The organism is uncultured Nocardioides sp., assembly GCF_947489365.1.
In the GTDB taxonomy this organism is placed as follows: domain Bacteria; phylum Actinomycetota; class Actinomycetes; order Propionibacteriales; family Nocardioidaceae; genus Nocardioides.
Window position 1 is genome coordinate 328022 of record NZ_CANLDB010000003.1, and the last position, 15519, is coordinate 343540.

14 protein-coding genes are annotated in these 15519 nt (G+C 74.5%); 6 read left to right on the forward strand and 8 right to left on the reverse strand.

From position 1 onward, the window contains the following. The first annotated feature begins 184 nt into the window (after positions 1-184). The 4 genes from pdhA (at position 185) to Q0858_RS10720 (ending at position 4421) form a co-directional block, all read left to right on the forward strand. Positions 185-1369, forward strand: coding sequence for a pyruvate dehydrogenase (acetyl-transferring) E1 component subunit alpha (gene pdhA, locus Q0858_RS10705; protein ID WP_299053785.1), 1185 nt, complete (start codon positions 185-187; stop codon positions 1367-1369). Next, on the forward strand, positions 1366-2337 hold the full coding sequence (locus tag Q0858_RS10710; protein WP_299053787.1) for an alpha-ketoacid dehydrogenase subunit beta: 972 nt from the start codon (positions 1366-1368) through the stop codon (positions 2335-2337). The genes pdhA and Q0858_RS10710 overlap by 4 nt, the downstream gene beginning before the upstream one ends. 5 nt (positions 2338-2342) lie before the next feature. Continuing rightward, positions 2343-3848 (forward strand): dihydrolipoamide acetyltransferase family protein, encoded by a 1506-nt coding sequence (locus Q0858_RS10715; protein WP_299053789.1) that lies wholly within the window; start codon positions 2343-2345, stop codon positions 3846-3848. Positions 3849-4007: 159 nt separating this feature from the next. Further along, a complete protein-coding gene (locus Q0858_RS10720; protein WP_299053791.1) occupies positions 4008-4421 on the forward strand; it encodes a cyclic nucleotide-binding domain-containing protein in 414 nt (137 codons plus the stop codon). On the opposite strand, the gene Q0858_RS10725 is transcribed toward Q0858_RS10720, so the two are convergent. From Q0858_RS10725 to Q0858_RS10745, 5 genes are all read right to left on the reverse strand, one after another. Then, positions 4418-5269, reverse strand: coding sequence for a S8 family serine peptidase (locus tag Q0858_RS10725; RefSeq protein ID WP_299053792.1), 852 nt, complete (start codon positions 5267-5269; stop codon positions 4418-4420). The genes Q0858_RS10720 and Q0858_RS10725 overlap by 4 nt on opposite strands. After that, complete coding sequence (locus Q0858_RS10730; protein WP_299053794.1) at positions 5266-5811, reverse strand: GAF domain-containing protein; 546 nt, start codon at positions 5809-5811, stop codon at positions 5266-5268. Before Q0858_RS10730 ends, Q0858_RS10725 begins: the two co-directional genes overlap by 4 nt. After that, positions 5808-7499 (reverse strand): MFS transporter, encoded by a 1692-nt coding sequence (locus Q0858_RS10735; protein WP_299053796.1) that lies wholly within the window; start codon positions 7497-7499, stop codon positions 5808-5810. The genes Q0858_RS10730 and Q0858_RS10735 overlap by 4 nt, the downstream gene beginning before the upstream one ends. Before the next feature lie 6 nt (positions 7500-7505). Next, complete coding sequence (locus Q0858_RS10740) at positions 7506-7658, reverse strand: hypothetical protein (RefSeq protein WP_299053798.1); 153 nt, start codon at positions 7656-7658, stop codon at positions 7506-7508. A gap of 91 nt (positions 7659-7749) precedes the next feature. Further along, positions 7750-7887, reverse strand: a complete 138-nt coding sequence (locus Q0858_RS10745) for a hypothetical protein (RefSeq protein ID WP_299053801.1) — start codon at positions 7885-7887, stop codon at positions 7750-7752. Between the two features lie 214 nt (positions 7888-8101). Between Q0858_RS10745 and Q0858_RS10750 the strand changes: the two genes are divergently transcribed. Then, positions 8102-10768 (forward strand): adenylate/guanylate cyclase domain-containing protein, encoded by a 2667-nt coding sequence (locus Q0858_RS10750; protein WP_299053804.1) that lies wholly within the window; start codon positions 8102-8104, stop codon positions 10766-10768. Here Q0858_RS10750 and Q0858_RS10755 read toward each other — a convergent pair. Further along, entirely contained in the window at positions 10762-11436 is a 675-nt protein-coding gene (locus tag Q0858_RS10755; protein ID WP_299053807.1) for a Crp/Fnr family transcriptional regulator, read from the reverse strand. The genes Q0858_RS10750 and Q0858_RS10755 overlap by 7 nt on opposite strands. Before the next feature lie 28 nt (positions 11437-11464). Continuing rightward, positions 11465-12313 (reverse strand): Crp/Fnr family transcriptional regulator, encoded by an 849-nt coding sequence (locus Q0858_RS10760; protein WP_299053810.1) that lies wholly within the window; start codon positions 12311-12313, stop codon positions 11465-11467. Positions 12314-12378: 65 nt separating this feature from the next. On the opposite strand from Q0858_RS10760, the gene Q0858_RS10765 reads away from it, so the two are divergent. Beyond that, positions 12379-15060, forward strand: a complete 2682-nt coding sequence (locus tag Q0858_RS10765) for an adenylate/guanylate cyclase domain-containing protein (RefSeq protein WP_299053813.1) — start codon at positions 12379-12381, stop codon at positions 15058-15060. A gap of 79 nt (positions 15061-15139) precedes the next feature. Here Q0858_RS10765 and Q0858_RS10770 read toward each other — a convergent pair whose 3' ends face one another. Next, positions 15140-15406, reverse strand: coding sequence for a hypothetical protein (locus tag Q0858_RS10770; protein ID WP_299053815.1), 267 nt, complete (start codon positions 15404-15406; stop codon positions 15140-15142). Positions 15407-15519: the final 113 nt, after the last annotated feature.

The following is a 15519-nucleotide window of genomic DNA, read 5'->3' on the forward strand; positions in this document are numbered from 1 at the left end:
TGGACGGCGTCCGATTCGCCCGCCGCAGCACCCCCGGATACCCTCTGACGCACGTGAGGCGGGTGGTGACCCGGCTCACACGAAGCACCGACCGACGTACGGCACCGGCCACCCCCGGGTGCGGGCGGAGGTCGGACGAGGACGGCCGCGGAGACCCCGCCGGCCGCCGAGCGAAGGAGCACGGATGACGCACTCTGCCGGCGACTCCCCGAGGGAGTTCGGCCCCGACCTCGCCGAGGTCTTCGGCCCCAGCCAACGCGACGGCGGGCCCGACCTGGTGCAGCTGCTGACCCCCGAGGGGGAGCGCGTGCACCACCCCGAGTTCGAGGTGGACCTGTCCGCCGAGGAGCTCCTCGGGCTGTACCGCGACATGGTGCTCGTACGACGCCTCGACACCGAGGCGACCGCGCTCCAGCGCCACGGCGAGCTGGGCATCTGGGCGCAGCTGCTCGGCCAGGAGGCCGCGCAGATCGGCGCCGGCCGCGCGCTGCGCCGCCAGGACCACGTCTTCCCGACGTACCGCGAGCACGGCGTCGCCTGGTGCAAGGGCATCGACCCGCTCGACCTCCTCGGGCTCTTCCGTGGCGTCGACCAGGGCGCGTGGGACCCCGCCGAGTTCGGCTTCGGGCTCTACACGATCGTCATCGGCGCGCAGACCCTCCACGCCACCGGCTACGCCATGGCGATGCAGCGCGACGGCGTCGTCGGCACCGGCGAGCCCGACCGCGACGCCGCCGTCCTCGCGCACTTCGGCGACGGCGCGTCCAGCCAGGGCGACGTCAACGAGGCCTTCATCTTCGCGGCGTCGTACAACGCGCCGGTCGTGTTCTTCTGCCAGAACAACCAGTGGGCGATCTCCGAGCCCATCGAGCGCCAGACGCGCATCCCGCTCTACCAGCGCGCGCTCGGCTTCGGGTTCCCCGGCGTCCGCGTCGACGGCAACGACGTCATCGCGACGTACGCCGTCACGAAGGCCGCGCTGCAGCGCGCCCGCGACGGGCAGGGCCCGACGCTGGTGGAGGCGTACACCTACCGGATGGGCGCCCACACCACGACCGACGACCCGACCCGCTACCGGCTCAGCGAGGACGTCGAGAACTGGAAGCTCAAGGACCCCATCGCCCGGGTGACGGCGTACCTGCGCCGCATGGGTCTGGCCGACGAGCAGTACTTCACCGACCTCGCCGCCGAGGCCGACGACCTCGGCGCCCGCCTGCGTGAGGGCTGCAAGGCGCTGCCCGACCCGCGCTACATCGAGGGCTTCGACCACGTGTACGCCGAGCAGACCGACGAGCTCGTCGCCCAGAAGGCGGCCTACCAGGCCTACACCGACAGCTTCGAGAACGACCAGACGGGAGCCGCCCGATGAGCAGGATCACGCTGGCGAAGGGCCTCAACGCGGGGCTGCGCAAGGCGATGGAGGACGACCCGAAGGTCCTCCTCATGGGCGAGGACGTCGGCAAGCTCGGCGGCGTCTTCCGCATCACCGACGGCCTGCAGAAGGACTTCGGCGAGGACCGCGTCATCGACTCCCCGCTGGCCGAGTCCGGCATCGTCGGCACCGCGGTCGGCATGGCGCTGCGCGGCTACCGGCCCGTGATCGAGATCCAGTTCGACGGCTTCGTCTACCCGGCGTACGACCAGATCGTCTGCCAGGTCGCGAAGATGCACTACCGCTCCCGGGGCCGCTCCCCGATGCCGATGGTCATCCGGATCCCGTTCGGCGGCGGCATCGGCGCGGTCGAGCACCACTCCGAGAGCCCCGAGGCGCAGTTCGCGCACACCCCCGGCCTGAAGGTCGTCTCCTGCTCGAACCCGGTCGACGGCTACTGGATGATCCAGCAGGCCATCGCCTGCGATGACCCGGTGATCTTCCTGGAGCCGAAGCGGCAGTACCACGCCGACAAGGCCGACCTCGACGAGACCGCGACGCCCGCGCCGCTGTTCACCTCCCGCACGGTCCGCGCCGGCACCGACGCCACGCTGGTCGGCTACGGCCCCACCGTGAAGACCTGCCTGCGCGCGGCGGAGGCCGCGGAGGACTCGTCGCTCGAGGTCATCGACCTGCGCACGCTGTCGCCGCTCGACCTCGGCCCCGTCTACGACTCGGTACGCCGCACCGGCCGCCTCGTCGTCGTCCACGAGGCCCACGTCAACCTCGGCATGGGCGCCGAGGTCGCGGCCCGCGTCACCGAGGAGTGCTTCTACTCCCTCGAGGCGCCCGTCCTGCGCGTCGGCGCCCCGGACACGCCGTACCCGCCGTCGCGGGTCGAGGAGGAGTACCTGCCCGACCTCGACCGCGTCCTCGACGCCGTCGACCGAGCCCTGGAGTACTGAGACACATGGCCGAGTACCTGCTCCCCGACGTCGGCGAGGGCCTCACCGAGGCCGAGATCGTGGCCTGGAAGGTCAAGGTCGGCGACGTCATCGCGATCAACGACATCGTCGTCGAGATCGAGACCGCCAAGTCGCTCGTCGAGCTGCCCAGCCCGTACGCCGGCGAGGTCACCGCGCTTCTCGTCGACGAGGGCGAGATGATCGAGGTCGGCACCCCGATCATCGCGATCGGGGAGCCCGGCGCCGCCGCGGCTCCCGCCGCACCGGCACCCGAGGCCACGTCGCCGGTCGAGGCCGTCGAGGCCGTCGAGATCGACTGGTCCAACCCCGCCGCGTCCGGCGGCGGCGAGGGCGAGTCGCTGGTCGGGCGCCAGAAGGCCGAGCGCGGGCCCGTACGACGGCCTCGCAAGGGGTCCGCGTCGCCGTCGACCGAGTCGGCGGCGGCCACCCAGATGCAGGTCCAGGGCGCGTTCGCCCCCGGCGGCGCCCAGTCCGACCCGGTGGTGGAGGCCGAGGAGCCGGCCGTCCCGGCGACGTCCGCGCGCCCCGACCCGGTCGAGTCCCGCGTCGCGGACCCGATGACCCCGCCCGCCGCCACCGTCGGGACGCGCGCGCTGGCCAAGCCGCCCGTCCGCAAGCTCGCGAAGGACCTCGGCGTCGACCTCGCCGGCCTCCGCGGGTCCGGCCCCGGCGGCGTGATCACTCGCGAGGACGTGGAGCACGCACGGAGTGGTTCGGACCGCGCGGAGCCCGCGCAGGTCTCGAGGCCCCTCGCCCAGACCGCACCCGCAGCGAGCGCCGACCGCGAGTGGCGTGAGCCGGTCAAGGGCGTGCGGAAGATGATGGGCGAGGCGATGGTCGGCTCGGCCTTCAGCGCCCCGCACGTCACCGAGTGGGTCACCGTCGACGTCACCGGCGCGATGGAGCTCGTCGAGCGCCTGAAGACCCGGCGCGAGCTGCGGGACGTCAAGGTCTCCCCGCTGCTGCTCCTCGCGCGGGCCGTGGTCCTCGCGATCCGTCGTACGCCGGTCATCAACTCGACCTGGGACGACGCCGCGCAGGAGGTCGTCTTCAAGCGCTACGTGAACCTCGGCATCGCCGCCGCCACCCCGCGCGGCCTCGTCGTCCCGAACGTCAAGGACGCCGACCAGCTGGGCCTGCGCGAGCTCGCCGAGGCGCTGACGACGCTCACGGGCACCGCCCGCGAGGGCCGTACGCAGCCGGCCGACATGGCGGGCGGGACGTTCACGATCACCAACGTAGGCGTCTTCGGCGTCGACGCGGGCACCCCGATCATCAACCCGGGGGAGTCGGCGATCCTCTGCTTCGGCCAGGTCCGCAAGCAGCCCTGGGTCGTCACCCGGGACGGGGTCGACGTGATCGAGCCGCGCCAGGTGACCACCCTGGCGCTGAGCTTCGACCACCGCCACGTGGACGGCGAGGCCGGCTCGCGCTTCCTGCGCGACGTCGCCGACGTCATGGAGGACCCGGGCACCGCGCTGCTGTTCTGAGGCGCACGGGTCGCTGTGTCGGCCGGCTGACGGAAGAGCTCCGTCCGCCGGCCCACACTCGGCCCGAACGGCCCGGGCGGCCGGAGCGGCGCAGGGGAACGTCCTGCCCGTTCCGGCGTTAAGGTGCCGCCACCGCACCTCGACCAGGCAAGGAGCCCCATGTCCAGCGACCTCGAGCAGGCCCTCTCCTCCGTCGACCTGCTCTCGGGGCTGTCACGCCGCCAGCTGCGCAAGCTGGTGGACGCCGGGAGCGAGGTCACCAGCCAGGCCGGCAAGGAGATCGCCACCGAGGGTCTCGGCGCCCTGGCCCTGCACGTCGTGCTGGAGGGCGCGCTCGAGGTGTCCCGGCGCGGCGAGACGCTCCGCACCCTCGGCCCCGGCGACTACTTCGGCGAGATGAGCATGATCGACGGACGGCCCCGGTCGGCGACGGTCACGACCACGGCGCCCACGACGACGTTCGCCATCCCGCACTCCACCGTCGCAGGCTTGCTCGAGAAGGACGCCGAGCTGGCCAACGCACTGCTCCTCGCGCTCTGCAGCAGGCTGCGCGAGGCCGAGGCCCGCCGCTAGGAGGCGGCGGTCACCGCATTCACGCTGACCGCCTGCAGCACGGCCTTGACCTGGTAGGGCGCCAGCCACGGGTGCTTGCTGCGCAGCAGCGCGACCATCCCCGCCACGTGAGGCGCGGCGAAGCTGTTGCCGGTCGCCACGATCGAGGTCTCGCCGTCGCCGCTCCAGGCCACCTCGACGTCGATGCCGCGGGCACCGAACTCGACGGGTGGGCGCGGGTTGCAGGCGAGGCCCCAGGGGTCGTCACCGGGCCGGGCCGCGACGGAGACGACCGAGGCGAACTGCGACGGGTACGTCGGCCCGGGCACGTTGTTGGCGGCACAGACCAGCGTGCTGCCGGCGAAGTAGGCGTCGTCCGCGACCTCGTGGAGGGTCGCGAACATCGCCCGGCTCTTGCTCGACAGGCTCAGGTTCAGCACCTCGACGCCCCGCTCGACGGCCCAGTCGACCCCCGCGACCAGCAACCCGCCCTGCCCCTTCAGGTTGGCTCCGAGCACGCGTACCGACCACAGCTCCGCCTCGGGGGCGAACAGGCGGATGATGCCCGCGCAGGCGGTGCCGTGCCCGACGAGGTCGTCGTGGGGGCCCTCGTCGAAGCGGATTCCGTCGTCCCCCTCGGGCGGGTCGGGGACCCGGCGGACGGCGACGCTGCGGGCCACCTCGCCGACGGCCGGGTGGGCGGCGTCGACACCGGAGTCGACGACCGCGACCCGGACCCCGGCGCCGGTCGCGCCGTCGAAGGCCCACTCCCGGACGTCGGCCAGGGGCAGCGCGCGGACCGCCGACACGCCGTCGAAGGCGTCCGCCCAGGCGGGGGGGTCGTCGAGGTCCGCGGGTGCGTCGCTCACGAGCGCTCGACCAGAGCCTCGAGCAGCGCCCGGGCGAGCGGCGCCTGGTCCGGACGCACGCGGCGGACGACGGCGGCCAGAGCGGGGTCCACGCCCTCGTCGTCGGTGCTCGCGGTGTGACGGACGACGGCCTCGAGCTGGCTGGCCACGACGGCCAGCACCGCCAGGCCGAGGTGCTCCGCCGTGGGGTCGAGCACCTCGACCACCCCCACGACCTCGCCGTCCGGGTCGACCATGGGCACAGCGAGCAGCGAGGTGGGCACGTAGGAGGTGGCCTCGGCGACGTCGCGGGCGAAGCGGGCGTCGCGGGCCACGTCGGCGATCCCGGTGGGCTGGCCGGACAGGGCGACCCACCCCGCGACGCCACGGTCGACGGGCAGCGTGACGCCGCGGACGGCCTCGGCGCCGGCCCCGTCCGCGGCGACGAAGGTGAGCCCGGTGCCGTCGTCGTCCACGAGTGCGCAGGAGCAGGCCGCCGCCGCGTACAGGGTGCGGGTGCTCGCCAGGATCCTGGTCAGGTCGGGCGGGGGGTTCGCGCTCACTGCTCGGCTCCGGTCCTGGGGGTGAGGGTGGCGGTGGGGTGGGTGCGACGCAGCCGCAGCGCGGCGCCGTCGAGCGTGGCCGCAGAGGGACGGTACGAGGTCAGGGCGTCGAGGAACGCCTCGCCCGGCACGCGCAGCAGCCGGGTGGGCTCGACGGCGAAGACGGTGGCGGTGCGCGTCGAGCGCTGCAGCAGCCCGATCTCGCCGACGTGGTCGCCGGCGTGGAGGTCGGGGACGACGACGTCCCGCCCCTCGTCGTCACGGTTGACCACCGCGAGGCGGCCGTCGAGGACGACGTAGAACGCGTCGGCCTCCTCACCCTGCCGGACGACGACCTGGCCCGCGGCGACGTCCTCGGTCGTCGCCGTGCCGGCCAGCTCGATCAGGTCGCCCTCGCCGACGTGCTCGAACAGGTCGCCGGCCTCGAGCAGGGCGACGTACGGCGCGAGCTCCGCGCGTCGGGCCGCGGCGGCCCGGTCGGCGCGCAGGAGGCGGGGCAGGCCCAGCAGGCTGACCGCGAAGGTGCCGGCGCCGCTGATCCAGACCGTCGCCTCCGTGCCGAGGGCGGCCAGGGACCAGGAGGTGAGGCCGGAGGCGACGAGGATCGCACAGATCATCAGGGTGTCGAAGGCCCCGAAGACCCGACCGAGGACGTCGGTGGGCAGGGCCCGCTGCAGGGCGGTCACGGCGAGGACGTCGACGACCAGGGTGCCGGCGCCGCGGACGACCTGCGCGGCGAACGCGACGGCGGGCTCGCCGCTGACGAGCACGACGAGCATCGGGAGGCAGAAGGCCGCCATCCCGCCGACGATGACCGGCGCCAGCCGCGGCAGCGCCTCGGCGCGGGTCACCAGGGGAGCGGCGAGCAGGCCGCCCACCCCGAGGCCGACGAGGAGGTAGCCGTAGCCGTCGGGGCCGGTGCCGAGCAGGTCGTCGGACACCGCGACGAACAGGATGGTGTCGATGCCGAAGATCGCGGTGGCGAGCACCGAGTAGCCCACGAGGACGGCGCTCGCGGGCTCGGCGAGGATCGTCCGGAGGCCGGTGGTGAGCTGTGCGAGCGCGCCGAGCTCACCGCCCGCGGAGGTGTCGACGGTGCTGCTGCGGGTGCGGACCAGCGACAGCATCACGGCCGAGACGGCGAAGCTCGCTGCATTGGCCCACACGGCGTTCTGCGGTGGCCCGAGGAGGAGCAGCAGGGCCCCGAGGGCGGGCCCGGCGATGACCGTGAGGTCGTCGACGGTGTTGCGCAGGGCGTTGGCGGAGGCGAGGTGGCGCTCCGGCACGACCTGGGGGGTGAGACTCGCGGCGGCGGGCTCGAACGTCGTCCCCAACGTCGAGCCGGCGGCGGCGAGGGCGAGGACGACCCAGACCGACGACTCGAGGGTCATCGCGACCGCGGTCGCGGCCGTGACCGCGAGCAGCAGGAGGTCGACGGTCCGCAGCACGCGGGCCTTGTCGCGCCGCTCGACGAGGACGCCGGCCCAGGCGCTGAACAGCAGCGCGGGCCCGAAGCGGCAGGCGGTGGCCACGGCGAGCCAGGACACCGAGCCGGTCACGTCGACGATCCAGACCGCCACCGCGACGGTGGAGGCCCAGTTGCCGATGTCCGAGAGGGTGAAGGCGCCCAGCATCAGCCGGTAGTCGCGGTGGCGCAGGGCAGCGGTCAGGCCGCGATCACGAGCCATGACGGGTCAGGCCCGGTCCTCGAGGTCGTGCGCGGGTGCGGTGGACGTCGAGCCGGGTTGCTCGTCGCCGGGCAGGTCCCGGCGGCCGTGGCCCTCGACGTCGTCGAGATCGGCGGCGGCGGGGTCGTCCTCGCGGACCCGCTTCTCGCGGTCGGGCATGGCGTTCTCCTCCGAAGCTGCGGCGGATCGGGTCGACCGGGGCGGTGCCGGTCGGGCGGACGTCACGACGCGCCCGCCCGACCGGCGGTCCTCAGCCCCGGATGGAGCGGCGCTTGTGGCCCTCGACGTCGTCGTCGTCGCCGTCGTCGGTCTCGTCGGCCACGAACAGGTTGCGGCGCTTGTGGCCCTCGACGTCGTCGGTCTCGGGCTGGGGGTTTTCGTCGGTCATGGTCTGCTCCTTCGTCGGTGTGCGGCTGTCGGAGGGAACTCTCGTGCGGCCGTGCGTCCGGGTCTGTCGGCGGGCCGACACAGCCGGCGTCGGTCCGCGGACCCTGCGTCCGAGCCGCCACAGGAGACTCCGGGAGCCATGGGGCCGCCACGATGTCCGGGCCGCGGTCTAGACCACGGTGCTCCCGGCACGCCCCGTTTGCTTCACTGCCCGCATGGGGAACGTGGGGGGCGCGGTGCTGCCGACCGGCACGGTGACGTTGGTGTTCTCGGACATCGAGGCGTCGACCGCGATGGTGCACGCCCTGGGTGACGACTGGGCCCGGGTGCTGGAGCAGCAGCGGCGGTTGTGCCGTCGCGCGTGGTCGCGTCACGGCGGCCACGAGCTCGCGACCGAGGGTGACTCGTTCATGGTCGTCTTCGCCTCCCCGCGGGACGCGGTGGCGGCGGGGCTGCGGGTGCAGGCGTCGATCGCCCAGGCGACCTGGCCCGAGGGTGCGCGGGTGCGCGTCCGGGTCGGGGTGCACACGGGGACGCCGACGCGCCACGCGGACGGGTACGTCGGCATGGACGTCCACCGGGCCGCCCGGGTGGCCGCGGCGGCGCACGGCGGGCAGCTGCTGGTCTCGGAGTCGACGATGCGGCTGGTGGCCGAGGCGCTGCCGGACTCGGTCGTGACGCGGGACCTGGGTGAGCACCAGCTGAAGGACATCCCGACGCGGACGCGGCTGTTCCAGCTGTCACCGGCGGGCGCGGACGCCGACTTCCCGCCGCTGCGGACCCTGGGCGGGGCGGGCAGCCTCTCGACCTCGGTCCGCGAGGGGACCGGCTCGCTGGTGGGCCGGGACGGCGAGGTGGCGGAGCTCGTCGCGGCCCTCGACGGGGGCGCCCGGCTGGTGACCCTGACGGGACCGGGCGGGGTGGGCAAGTCGACCCTGGCGACGGCGGTCTCCACGGCTGTCGCCGAAGGGTTCGCGGACGGGGTGTTCGTGGTGCCGATGTCCGGGGTGAGCGCGGCGGTGGGGATGTGGGCGGCGCTGTCCCAGGTGCTCGACGCGCCGCCGGAGGCGCAGGTGCCGCCGGCGTTCCTCGACCACGTGCGCCACCGCCGACTGCTGCTGCTGCTCGACAACCTGGAGCAGATCGCGGACGCCGACCAGGTCGTCGCCGACCTGCTCGACGCCGCGCCCGGCGTCAGCGTCGTCGCCACGTCGCGTCGTCCGCTGCACCTGGCCGCCGAGCACGAGCACGCCGTCCTGGGTCTGGAGCCGGAGGACGCCGAGTCGCTCTTCGCCGCACGGGCGGCGAGGGCCCGCCGCGGCTTCGTGGTGGACGATGGCAACCGGGCGGAGGTCCGTGCGCTCTGCACGGCGCTGGACCGGCTGCCGCTGGCCATCGAGATCGCCGCGGCCCGGGTGCGGGTTCTCTCGCCGCAGGCGATGCTGGCGCGGCTCGACTCCAGCCTCGACCTGACGTCCGCACAGCGGTTGCGTGAGGGCCGGCAGGCCAGCCTGCGCGACACGATCGCCTGGTCCTTCGACCTGCTCGACCCGACGCGCCGTCGGGTGCTGGTGCACCTGGGGGTCTTCGTCGGCGGTGCCTCGCTGAACGCCGTGGCGGCCGTGGTCCCGCCCGACGCCCTGGACGGGGAGGACCTGCTCGACGTCCTCTTCGACCTCGTCGACTGCTCGATGGTCGTCGCCGGCGACACCGACGACGGCGAGCCCCGCTTCGGCCTGATGGAGACGGTGCGCCGCTTCGCCCTGGACCGGCTCGAGGAGGGCGGCGGGCGACCGGAGGCCGAGCGCCGGCACGGCCAGCACCACCTCGACCTCGTGCGACGTCTGCACGCCGACCTGGCCGCCGGTGACTATCGCGGGACCCGCGCGACGTTCGTGCGCGAGCTCGCCAACGTCGACGCCACCCTGGCCAGGCCGCACGTGAGGCTCGTCTGGGACGGCACGGACGTGCCGCCTGCGCACCGGTACGCGTTGGCAGGCTCCCTCGCCCTGGAGCTGCGGTTCGTCGAGGACGCCCGCCAGTGGCTGGGGAGCGGCTTGGCGCTCGCCCGTGACGACCGGCTGGCGGAAGCCTGGTTGCACAGCGAGCTGGGGCGCATCGACTCCCGCCACGGGGACGCGGCCCGGGCACTGGAACGAGCGGACAGGGCGCTGCCCCTGGTGGAGGGGGAGGTGCTCGACGGGACCTCGCCCCCGTGGCGCTCCGGAGCGCTGGTCGCGGTGGAGGCCGCCTACCTCGGTGCCCTGAGCGCCGTCGACCTGGGCCTGGTCGACCGCGCACGGGCGGACCACCAGCGCATGGCGGCGTTCGCGGAGGGTCGGCCGGACCCGTTGCTGGCGTCCCTCGTCGCGGAGATGGGCGCCTACCTCGCCGAGGAGGACGGCGACCTGCCCGCGATGCGCGAGCAACGGGTGACGTCGCAGCGGCTCCGGCGCGAGGCGGGGCTCCCGCCCCGTGTCCACGACCCGAACAACCTCGCCGACGTCGACAACCGGCTCGGGCGCCATGACCGCGCCCACGCCCTGCTCGCCGAGCACGTCGACCTTCCCCTCGAGCGCGGCGACCCCTACCTGCTCGGGGTGTACGCCGAGACGATGGCGGAGGCCGTCGGCCAGGACCACCCGGCGCTGTGCGTGCGGGTGTACGCCGCGTCGGCTGCCCTGCGTGAGGTCGTGGGCCTCGGCGAGGACGACTACGGGATGGCCGAGACCGAGCGTGTGCTGGACGGCGTCCGGCCGCTGATGACGTCCGAGGAGTACGACGCCGCATGGCGGCGCGGCACGACGGAGCCCCTCGACGACCTGCTGCGGGAGATGGCGGCGCTCCCCACCGTTGCACCGGGACCCGGCGCCCCTCAGTAGCGGCAGTACCGGGCGAGGGCCGCGGTGTCGAGAACCTCGACCCGGCCCCGCCCGAGGGTGATCACGCCCTCCTTCACGAGCCGCTGGAGCGCCAGGTTGACCGAGGGCCGGGTGCCGCCGGTGAGCTCGGCGAGCTGCGCCTGGGTGAGCGGGACGACGACGGGCCCGGCTCCGGAGCGGGACTCCTCGCCGTAGCTGCGGGCCAGGCGGTCCAGTCGGCGGTAGACCCGGCGGTCGAGGCCGACGTACAGCAGCTCGAGCACGTCGTGGCTGAGGCTGTCGACCCGGTCGGCGAGCAGCACGCTGAGTGATCGGTGCACGGCGGGGTGCTGCTCGCAGAGCCGGCGGAACCCGGTCTCGGTGACCACCAGCGTGCGGGCCCGCTCGAGCGCGGTGACGGTCGCCGTCCGCCGGCCGTCGGGGCGCAGGAGCGCGAGCTCGCCGAAGCAGTCGCCCGGCCCGAGGTGGTTGACCATGACCGCGTCGCCCGACGGCAGCGACACCCGGACGGCGAAGTGTCCGTCGGCGACCAGGTGCAGGGAGTCGGCGGGGTCGCCCTCGTGGCAGACGATGTCGCCTTTCGCGAAGCTGCGCGTACGGGCCACCGAGAGCAGCTCGGCCCGCTGGGACTCGGCCAGGGACGAGAGCAGCGGCCAGCCGGTGGTCACCGCGGCAGCGTACCGGCGGGCGAGACGCTCAGGACCCGTCGAGCTGGCAGTGCCGGCGGAGCGCCTCCAGGTCGTGCACCGTGATGAGGCCGCGGGCCAGGGACACCGTCCCGTCGGAGACCAGCCGTCGCAGCGCCCGGTTGACCGACGGCCGGGTGCCGCCGGTCAGCTCCGCGAGCTGCGCCTGGGTGAGCGGGACGACGACCGGCGCGCCGGCGTCCGTGCCGGTCGGCGTCCCCAGCGCGAGCTCGAGCAGCCGGCGGTAGACCCGCTCGTCGAGGCTGACGCGCATCAGCTCCAGGACGGTGCGGCTCAGGGCGTCGACCCGGCCCGCCAGCAGCTCCGCGAGCGTGCGGTAGATCGCCGGGTGCTCAGCGCAGAGCAGGCGGAAGGCCGAGGCGGTCACGACCAGGGTCCGGGCCGGCTCGATCGCGCTGACGGTCGCCGTCCGGCGCCGGTCCGTCCGCAGCAGCGCCAGCTCGCCGAAGTAGTCGCCCGGGCCGAGCAGGTTGACCATGCCGGTGTCGCCGGTGGCCAGCGAGACGTGGACGGTGAAGCGCCCGTCGGCGACCAGGTGCATCGAGTCGGCCGGGTCGCCCTCGTGGCAGGCGACCTCGCCGCGCTCGAACGACCGCGGGCGGGCCACCGCCAGGATCGCGTCCCGCTCCAGGTCGCCCAGCGACGCCAGCAGCGGCGAGGAGGACGGGACCGGACGACCCGGTCCCGGCCACCCCCATGGGTGACCGGGTTCCGAGCCGCTCGGGACCTGCGGAGGTCCGTCGGACCGGTCGTGGCGTCCTGGGGGTGCCCCCCGGCACCCCGGACGACGACCGTCGACGAGGTCGTCCGGCAGGTCGTCCCCGAGCTCGTCGTCCATGCTGCCCGAGTCTGTCCTGCCGGAGTGTGCGCTGCACGACACATCGACTGTGTTTCACTGCGCGCGTGACTCGGGACCTGCCCAGCGGTGAGGTCACCCTCCTCTTCTCCGACATCGAGCGGTCCACCCAGATGGTCCACGCGCTCGGCGAGGCATGGCCCCTGGTGCTGGAGATCCAGCGTCAGGCGTGCCGGGAGGCGTGGCAGCGGCACGGCGGGTTCGAGCTGGGCACGCAGGGCGACTCGTCCTTCGTCGTCTTCGACTCCGCCGCGGACGCCGTCGCCGCCGCGGTGGGCGCCCAGCGGTCGCTGGCCGAGGCGGCCTGGCCGGACGACGCCCGGGTGCGCGTGCGGATGGGCCTCCACACCGGCACACCGAGCCGGCACGCCGACGGCTACGTCGGGATGGACGTCCACCGCGCCGCGCGACTCGCCGCGGCCGGTCACGGCGGCCAGCTGCTGGTGTCCGGGGCGACCATGGAGCGGGTGGCCGACGCGCTCCCTGAGGGAGTCACCGCCACCGACCTGGGGGAGCACCGGCTGCGGGACATCCCGACCCGCACCCGCATCCATCAGCTCACGCCGGCCGGGCTGGACGACGACCACCCGCCGCTGCGCGCCCTCGGCGGGGCCGGCAGTCTGCCGACCGCCCTGCGCGAGGGGCTCCGCGAGGTCGTCGGCCGTGACGGCGAGGTCGCCGAGCTGGCCGCGCTGGTCCGGGGCGGCGCCCGCCTGGTCACGCTCACCGGGCCGGGCGGCGTCGGCAAGACGACCCTGGCGAACGCGGTGGCGGCCTCCGTGGCCCCCCTCTTCGGCGACGGCGTGTTCGTGGTGCCGATGGTGGGCGCGACGTCCGCCACCGGGATGTGGACGACCACCGCGCAGGTGCTCGGCGTCCCGCCCGAGGGGCAGGTGCCGCCGGGCCTCTTCGACCACCTGAGCGGTCGCCGGATGCTCCTCGTCCTCGACAACCTCGAGCACCTCGACGAGGCCGACCAGGTCGTCAGGTCCCTGCTCGACGGGGCCGGGGACGTCACCGTCGTCGCCACCTCGCGTCGTCCGCTGCACGTGGCCGGGGAGCACGAGCACGTGGTGCCGGCCCTCGAGCCCGACGACGCGGTGACGATGTTCGCGAGGCACGCCGCGCGGGCCCGCCGCGGCTTCGCGGTGGACGCGTCGAACCGGGCGGAGGTGGAGGAGCTGTGCGCCGTCCTCGACCGGCTCCCGCTGGCCCTGGAGATCGCCGCGGCCCGCGTCAAGGTCCTCTCGCCCCGGGCCGTGCTCGCCCGCGTCGACGGGACCCTCGACCTGCGCCACGGCCGCCGGGACACCGACGACCGGCAGACCTCGCTGCGGGCGACCATCGCCTGGAGCCACGACCTGCTCGACGGCCCCCGGCGGTCCGTCCTGGACCACCTGGGGGTGTTCCTCGGGGGAGCTTCGCTGCCCGGCGTCGCGGCCGTCGTCCCCGGTCCCGACCTCGACGGGGAGGACCTGCTGGACGTGCTGTTCGACCTGGTCGACCAGTCGATGGTGGTGGTCACGGACACCGCCGACGGCGAGCCCCGCTTCCACCTGCTCGAGACGGTGCGGCGCTTCGCGCTGGACCGGCTCGCCGAGCGCGGCGTGCGCGCGGAGGCCGAGCGCCGCCACGCCCAGTTCCACCTGGACCTCGCCCGCGACCTGCACCCCCTCCACCGGCCTGTCGACCTGCGCACGGCCCGGGCGACGATCGTGCTCGAGGTCGCCAACATCGGTGCGGCGCTCGCCCGACCCGACGCCGACGTGGTCTGGGACGGCCACCCGATGCCCTGGCCGCACCGGTGCGCCCTCGCCGCCGACGTCGCCCTGGAGTACCGCCTGCCCGGGGACGCCCGACGGTGGTGCGCGGCCGGCCTCGACGCGCTCGGCCCGGGCACCTCGGACGACGTCCTGGCCCGGCTGGGGCGCGCGTGGCTGCTCGCCGTCGAGGCCCGCCGCGAGGGCATGCACGGGGACGGGGCACGGGCGCTCCTCCGGGCCCGGGAGGCCGCACCCCTGGTGGGCTGGGAGGCGACGGCGGACGACCCGCCGTGGCGGTCGCCGACCCGGGTGATGGCCGAGGTCGCGAACGCCGTCGGCTGGAGCGCGACCGAGCCGGCCGACGTCGAGGAGGCCTGGCGGTGGCAGCGCCAGCTGGCCCAGGTGGCCGCCACGGACCCGGACCCGATGGTCGCCGTCCTGGCGGTGCAGAACGAGTCCTACCTGTCCTACACCTGCGGCGACTTCGACCGGACGCGCGTGGCCATCCTCGAGCTGAAGCGGCTGTTCGCCGCCCGCGGCTGGCCGCTCGAGCTGATCCGCGAGAACGACCTGGCCGACCTGGACGTACGCCGGGGGCGCGAGGACCTGGCGCACGCGCGCCTGGCCGAGCACGCCGGCCTGTTCGCGGAGCACGGGGACCCGCTGCAGAAGTACGCCTTCGCCCAGACCATGGCTGGGACGGTGGCCGTCGCCCACCCGCGCCACTGCGTCCGCATCATCGGCAGCCTGTCGGTCTTCCGCGAGGTGGAGGGGCTGGGGTACTCGGACCGGTTCGGCGAGGACGAGGAGCGCATCCTGGCCCGCAGCCGCCCGCTGCTCCACGTCGCCGAGTGGGACGCGGCGTGGGCCCAGGGGCTCGGGGAGTCATCGGCCGACCTGGTCCGCGAGATCGCCGCCCTGCCGACGCCTCCCCCGACCGCGGCCGTCGGCGGGGCCGGCGCCTGAACGACGAACGCCCCGGCCCCGCCGCCACGAGGGCGGGGGACCGGGGCGACCGGTGTGGCTCGGTGGCGCGGTGCCTGCGTCAGGCGTTGACCTTCTTGCGGCCGGCGAGGCCCTCGGCCACGCCGATCAGCAGGACGGCGGCGACGACCGCGATGACGAACCCGATGACGTTGAGCTCACCGATGCTGCCGGAGCCGATCGCGCTGGCGATGAGACCGCCGATGACGGACCCGGCGATGCCCAGCAGCAGCGTCCACAGGATGCTGAGGTTCTGCTTGCCGGGCTTGATGAGACGGGCGAGGGCGCCGATGATGAGGCCCGCGACGAGGAATCCGATGATGCCCATGGTGTGCTCCTTCTGAGCCGTGGTGCGCGCGAGGCGCAAGTGCTTGGGGAACCCTCGAGGGCCCTCCGGTATTCCTGTGGCGCACGCACCGACCCCGGGCGTCCGGTGGCCGG

What these genes read in the sequence shown, in the direction of transcription:
- pdhA (WP_299053785.1), top strand. Translation starts at nt 185, where the DNA reads ATGACGCACTCTGCCGGCGACTCCCCGAGGGAGTTCGGCCCCGACCTC.
- Q0858_RS10710 (WP_299053787.1), top strand. Translation starts at nt 1,366, where the DNA reads ATGAGCAGGATCACGCTGGCGAAGGGCCTCAACGCGGGGCTGCGCAAG.
- Q0858_RS10715 (WP_299053789.1), top strand. Translation starts at nt 2,343, where the DNA reads ATGGCCGAGTACCTGCTCCCCGACGTCGGCGAGGGCCTCACCGAGGCC.
- Q0858_RS10720 (WP_299053791.1), top strand. Translation starts at nt 4,008, where the DNA reads ATGTCCAGCGACCTCGAGCAGGCCCTCTCCTCCGTCGACCTGCTCTCG.
- Q0858_RS10735 (WP_299053796.1), bottom strand. Translation starts at nt 7,499, where the DNA reads ATGGCTCGTGATCGCGGCCTGACCGCTGCCCTGCGCCACCGCGACTAC.
- Q0858_RS10740 (WP_299053798.1), bottom strand. Translation starts at nt 7,658, where the DNA reads ATGCCCGACCGCGAGAAGCGGGTCCGCGAGGACGACCCCGCCGCCGCC.
- Q0858_RS10745 (WP_299053801.1), bottom strand. Translation starts at nt 7,887, where the DNA reads ATGACCGACGAAAACCCCCAGCCCGAGACCGACGACGTCGAGGGCCAC.
- Q0858_RS10750 (WP_299053804.1), top strand. Translation starts at nt 8,102, where the DNA reads ATGGGGAACGTGGGGGGCGCGGTGCTGCCGACCGGCACGGTGACGTTG.
- Q0858_RS10760 (WP_299053810.1), bottom strand. Translation starts at nt 12,313, where the DNA reads ATGGACGACGAGCTCGGGGACGACCTGCCGGACGACCTCGTCGACGGT.
- Q0858_RS10770 (WP_299053815.1), bottom strand. Translation starts at nt 15,406, where the DNA reads ATGGGCATCATCGGATTCCTCGTCGCGGGCCTCATCATCGGCGCCCTC.